The sequence below is a fragment of the Pseudoalteromonas sp. ESRF-bin5 genome (genome assembly GCF_002632075.1).
Lineage (GTDB): Bacteria > Pseudomonadota > Gammaproteobacteria > Enterobacterales > Alteromonadaceae > Pseudoalteromonas > Pseudoalteromonas marina.
Genome location: NZ_NTLW01000050.1, coordinates 1 through 6,013 on the forward strand (window position 1 = coordinate 1; position 6,013 = coordinate 6,013).

General features: G+C 39.3%; 4 protein-coding genes. All 4 read right to left on the minus strand.

Annotated elements, in window-relative coordinates:
- Positions 1-1,826, minus strand: a 1,826-nt coding sequence (locus BCG07_RS01475; protein WP_286888223.1) for a tetratricopeptide repeat protein, incomplete at its 3' end; no start/stop codon positions are given.
- The gene (bcsZ, locus tag BCG07_RS01480) at positions 1,817-2,947 is read right to left on the minus strand and encodes a cellulose synthase complex periplasmic endoglucanase BcsZ (RefSeq protein WP_243531286.1); all 1,131 of its coding nucleotides are present in this window, start codon (positions 2,945-2,947) and stop codon (positions 1,817-1,819) included. The genes bcsZ and BCG07_RS01475, both read right to left, overlap by 10 nt.
- A complete protein-coding gene (gene bcsB, locus BCG07_RS01485; RefSeq protein WP_243531284.1) occupies positions 2,947-5,193 on the minus strand; it encodes a cellulose biosynthesis cyclic di-GMP-binding regulatory protein BcsB in 2,247 nt (748 codons plus the stop codon). Before bcsB ends, bcsZ begins: the two co-directional genes overlap by 1 nt.
- On the minus strand, positions 5,186-6,013 hold an 828-nt coding region (locus BCG07_RS01490; RefSeq protein ID WP_286888227.1), incomplete at its 5' end, for a PilZ domain-containing protein. The genes bcsB and BCG07_RS01490, both read right to left, overlap by 8 nt.

The window sequence follows — 6,013 nt, forward strand, 5'->3', positions numbered from 1 at the left end:
GCTTCTAACGCACTTAAGTGATAAATAGCAGCCGCTTTATTTTGAGAATTAATAAAACGTTCGCTTTGTGCTAAAGACTCATTAAGTTGTAACTGTTGTTCAAGAGATACAATGTCAGCATCGCGAGATTTAAATGGAATATACTGAAGCGTAGCAAGCGCACCTTGGTAATCGTCTAAAGCACGCAAAAACAGTGCATGGCTATACCTAAGCTGTGAATTTAGCGGAAATTGCCACAATACATTATTAAACAATGAGCGGGCTTTGTCGGTGAGTCCTTTTTGTTGATATATAAACGCTAAGTCGTAATATAACCAAGGCTCTTCTGGTGTTGCTTGAATAGCCTCTTTTAATATTTTTTCAGCCTCTTCTAATTCACCAGCTTCAGTTAGCTTTGTTGCCTTAGTTCTATACACGCTACTTAATGAGCTTAAATATGACGCTCTTAATATTTCTTTTTGTGAAAATGAAAGTCGATTAAAAAAAGAGGTGAGCGTTTTTTCACTTTGTTCAAGCTTTGCAATTTCAAGTAAGCCAAATAGGGCGCCTTCGTTTAACGGCTCGCTTTTAAGCACCACTTGGTAGGTAAGCGCAGCTTGTGAATATAGCCCTTGGGCAAATTGTAAGGTGCCACGATTTGCCAGTACGGTATTAGGTTCTTCTTCTAATGCGGCGGCTAAATCGAGTTTAAATTTGGCAACTCTAAATTCACTGCTGTCTATAGCGTCTCTTGCTTGGCGAATATACAGCCAAAACTTAGCTGTTTTAGCCATGCTTTTAAGGGTATTTCGCTCTGCAAAGTCGGCAGTGTATTTTTGTGCACGTGTAAAATAGTTATAGGCTTTACCATGCTCCCCTAATTGTAGGTAAAGTATGCCTAAGCTGTTCATTATTTCGCCGTCAGTAGGGCGGCCTTTTAATGCTTTTAATAGAAGAGGTTCTGCTGCATTTAACCTTTCTTGTTCGAGTAGCTTATTGCCTTTTAACCAAAGCTGATAAGCCGGGTCGGCTAATAATTTTTGGCGTGCTTTTAATTGCTTTTTAAAGTCTTGATACTGTAACTCTCCCTTATTACTAAACGGGTAAAGTATAAAGTATTGCTGAAATTGCTTGTCAGTATTACTGTTTATGGGCATGTTTTTTAGTGCAGAGAGCCAAATACCTTCAACTTCATCACTAAAACCCGATGTCGATCCATACTTACTTAAAATACGCATAGCTGCTTTATCGCGTGGGTTACGTCTTAGCAAATGTCTGGCATAAGCAACTTCTATAGTGCCTAGGTTGTCATAGCGTTTTAATAATTGCTTGTAACCATTTTTAACCCCTTGCCATTGAGCGCTGTCTTGTGCATACCAGCTTAAATGCTCAAGCTCAAAGTTTAAAGTAGGATAAACATCATTAAATATTTTATTGTAAATTTGACGTGCTTGTTCATATCTACCGGCACGAGCAAGCAGCTTTGCTTCTTGAATTACTGCCTTGTCTTTACCTTGAATACGAGACATAACCTTGAGTTTTTTTACGCAAGGTGTTTGTTGTGTTAGTTGGTTATCAAGCTTACTTAATAACAAGTTTGCCTGGTCTGTATTGCCATTGGTAAAGTCGTAATGTGCAAGCGCACATTGCGTTTCTATTCGCGTAGGGGCAATTGCAACCAATTTTTGCAGGCTATCTTCAACAAGTCTTTTGTTTTGTTGTGCTTCACCAATACTAATTTGGTTTAATAACCAATCAACCGATTGTGTATCAATATCATTTATTGTTGCGGCATTTAAATTAGTGCTTAGTGCCAATGTACAAGCTAAGGCCAACCTTAACGACATTCAGTGCTCCAAGTAGGTTGTAGCGTTCCATCAGCCGTTATTTTAAAGCGCTTGTTAACAGCACTTTCACCAAATAAATGCAATACACTGTCGTAATAACGTGTTTGTGTAAAAGACTTATCAATCATTAGCTTTTGCTGAATGGCCATTACCAGCTCATTATTAACTTGCTCTGCTAACAAAGGCAGCAGGGCAGCGTTAAAGCCCAAAGGCCCTCTTTTTTCAGATTTACCTGATTGAGCATACGTATTTAAAGGGACATGGCCGCGCTCTTCAATGGTGTCCACAAATGGTGCAAACTGAGCAAGAAGCTCTTGTTTGTAGGGTGCATCTTTTGCCATCATACTTGCCCAAAGGTAAACACGAATTGCATTATAACTACCTAAATCTGTATTTTTTCTGTCGTAGTAAAAACCGCGGTTTGAATCAAACATAACCCAATCAGGGCTAACGCCTTGCTGTGCGGTATCTAAAATTAACTTAGCTGATCCTTCGTGCAGTTGGTGCCACGGTGAATGTGGATAAAGCTTTTTAAATTGCTGGTAAATAAATAACGGCGAGTAGCTAGGATTTAGCTTATAGCGCTCATTGTCAAACTCAAAACCGGCAGGTGCGGGTAGTAAAGAAAGGCCAAGGCCCGTTATGTAGGCGGTTTCTTCTCTGATTATACGTTGAGCAAGCACTGCGGCTAAAATACTATAGCGGCGTTCATCCCATAAAATTGCCGCTTGCGATAAACTGTAGGCAATCCATAGGTCTGAATCTGACGCAGGGTTTGAATCTAAAATCCCCCCTACGCGGTTTTTATCTAGTCCCCATTTCCATGCTGGTAAACGCGTACTTAAATCGCCCTCTGATAAATGCTCTTGGGTCCAATTTAAAACAGAATCAAAAGCGGCTTTATCGTTGGCAATAAGCGCAAAAAATAGTGCATATGATTGGCCTTCAGAGGTTGTGATACTTTGATCACTGCCCAAGTCAATAACGCGGCCGTCTTGGCTTATAAAATGATTTTTAAACACTTGCCACGACTGCCAAGGTTCGCACTGTTCAACTTGTGCGTTGGCATTGAAAGCAAATAGTGCCATCACAGTAAAAAACATATTAACGAGTGATTTCATTATTCGTCTCCTTCAGCTAAACGCTTGTAAGTTAGTGCTTGTAATAATCGCCATAAGATAAATGAGATCAGCAATAGCGTTAAAATAGACAGTAATGCCAAAATAAATGGATGATCAGATAAGTGAAACCACACTAATGTATGGACTGGGATATGGCCTACAAAGTATTGCTCATCTACTTGGATGGTTTTAATACCCTGTGAGTTGATAATGGCTGCACTACCTTTTATTTGGGCTAATTTTTCTGAGTTCATTAGAACATCGTCAAGTATAGTGAATGCATTTTGCGTAGTAGCACTAAAAGAGACGATAGAGCGATCAGAGTCAAACGGTGATTGAAACCCTGTTATAACAGCCATATCGCCACTACTTTTAATACTAACCTCTACTTTATCGGTCGTTTGTTCGTCGTATGCACCATTATAAATTGCCTGTTTAATTGCACGCTGATTATTGTTCAGTAAAACATTTGTTTGTGCATCTTCATCTAAGTCATTAGCAATACTGTTAGGTTTAGCAATAACGAGTATGTCTTTATCATCTAAATCAGCGTCCTCATTTAAATGAGCAACACTCATTCTGTGGGTTGGGTAACCGGTGATCGCGCCAAAGTGGCCCGTTAAATTAAATAAAACGGTTAAAGCATTAGGTGTTGGGTTTTCATCAATAAGCACAAGTGTTTGTTGTAAATCAGCATATTTGGTAAAAGGAAAGCCACTATTAGCAAATACGTTCAGATCTGGTAATGCGATATAGTGATCAAATTCACTTACGTCAATGCTTGAATCGCCATCAATAACACCAAACTCACCGCCAGGAGGTGCAACAGCACATTCGCCTTTTTTGAGTACACCAAACCTAAAGTCAAAGTTAAGCTCATTTCTGTTAGCTAAATTAATGCCATTGACAGAAAAGCCTTCTGTGCTTTGTGTGGTGTCGGTATTGGCAACTAGTGGCAACAACGCTTGCGTTGTTTGTAATAGATCGTTGTTTTTATCGAGTAAAAAGCCACTTATAAACTCTTGGTTTATTAGCATATTTAAACGAGAGTCGATGGCTTCTGATTCTGGCGTGCTACGGTACTGAAGAGTAATAGGTATTCCTCTTTCACGCCACGTGAATAGATCAGGTGCAAAGCGAATGTTTAGTTTTACTGGACCATTATTAAGGCCTTGCGCCTGTAGTTGCGTAGGGTAGTCAATAAGCTCGTCAAAATGCACTGGACGATCGCTTCTAAGCCAGCGTGGTGCATCATACGCTTTTCGAAGTGGCAACTGATTTATGGCTTCAATACTTGCGCTTCTTCCAGTCATTACTTTGTGGCCAAACGCAAGGCCAGTCACCGCTGTTTTTAAATCAGCTTCATCACGGCCCAGTATGAGTAACATTTTATAGTAACGATTAAATGGGTTTGAAATAATTTCAATCGTTGGTTTTTCAACATCTGGGTAATCTTTCAAAAAATCAGGTTTTGAATCATTAGTAATAAAAACCACACTGTGTTGATCAGGCGATTTATTTAACGTTACGGGAAAATTAAATCCACGCCAATCAGCTTGGGCTCCAAACCAACTCGATAGCGTTGCTGCTGCCTCAATAGCTTGGGTATTGGGTGTTTTAGCAAATACAAATGGAAGGTTAAGCTTGTTGTAATCCTTTTCATCAAAAAACGGCTCTGGGAGGTATTCTAAACGGCTATCGATAGCGAGTTGCTTTTGATCGAGCGTTATGTTGCTTGATTTATTTATTTCTGTCCAAATGGTGCGGCTGAAATAATCTTGACATCTAAGGTCGTAATAACCAACCAATTCAAAGCGGACTTGGTTGTAATCTTGAATGTATTTAGCGTTAAGATCTAGGCTATGCTGCACTGTGTTCTTTACAATACTAAGTTGTTCGTTAATAGGTAAAACAGTGACTAAATTATCATTAAAGTATACTTTTAAGTGCGAAACATTCGCGATTAATGAAGGCGAGTTAGTATACGAAAAGTTAAGCTTTAAATTGGTGCTCAATTTATCTATTCGGTTTGTAAAGTCAACGCGGGAGTTATTATTTACCCCGTTGAGCCTAAAACCTGTAAAGCCTAACGCTTCAAACTCTAAGCGTAAACTCGACACCTGAGCGCTCTCAGGGTATCCATTAATGAACATTGATTTATTTTGTAATGGCTCAATTGCATGCGCAAAGTAAGCGCAACAAATAAGCGACAATGTTAGGGATATATTAAGCAACTTTTTAATCATAATTATTATGCACTATTGGTCTTTTTGGAGTAAATGAGTTTACGTATACAACTAAATTAGTCATAAACTGAATGATAGGTTGAAGCACTCTTGGTGCGTGGAAGAGCAAGTTACTAAACCCTCTGAGGCTTGTTTTTTGCACTTCTTTAAAACTGTAAGATGGGCGGTCATGTCTAAAGTTATTTTGCCAGTCAAGCCACGCATCAGCTCGTGAAAATGTACATTGTATAAACGCGCGCTGTTTTTCAAGAGATAAATCTTTAATGGTTAAGCCAATTTGATTACCCCGAGTATTACAAACATGGGTAGTAAACGAAAATTGCTTATTACCGCGGCTCATTAATAATTCTATTTTATCGTTTACACGACAAGCATGTGCATGGTCGGTTTCTATTCCTACGCCGTTATCGGAGTAATCTGTAATTTTTACTTTTAATGTGTGGCCATTTGCTAAACGAACTCCCGCTGGGAAGTTTGCTTTAATGCGGTGTGAATGCCTCACTTGGCGTGCTTCTGCTGCCACGGCAACCGCAGCACCCAAAATGATAATATTATAAAGCGCCCACCCCATACTAATCAGCAGTACACCAACTTGCGTAGGGTCGCCAAAAAACAGGCGCAAAATACCAACTAACATACCGACTAAATTAATAGCGAGTAAAACCAAATATGGCTTAGAAATACCCCAGTCATAATGCTCTTTATCGTTTAATCCACCTTTTTCGGTAACGTTAAATTTACCTTTGTTTGGATTAAACAAAGCAACTGTTGTTGGCTTTAATATGTACCAAGCAAGCACAGATTCGTAAACTTCGCCCCA

What these genes read in the sequence shown, in the direction of transcription:
- bcsB (WP_243531284.1), bottom strand. Translation starts at nt 5,193, where the DNA reads ATGATTAAAAAGTTGCTTAATATATCCCTAACATTGTCGCTTATTTGT.
- bcsZ (WP_243531286.1), bottom strand. Translation starts at nt 2,947, where the DNA reads ATGAAATCACTCGTTAATATGTTTTTTACTGTGATGGCACTATTTGCT.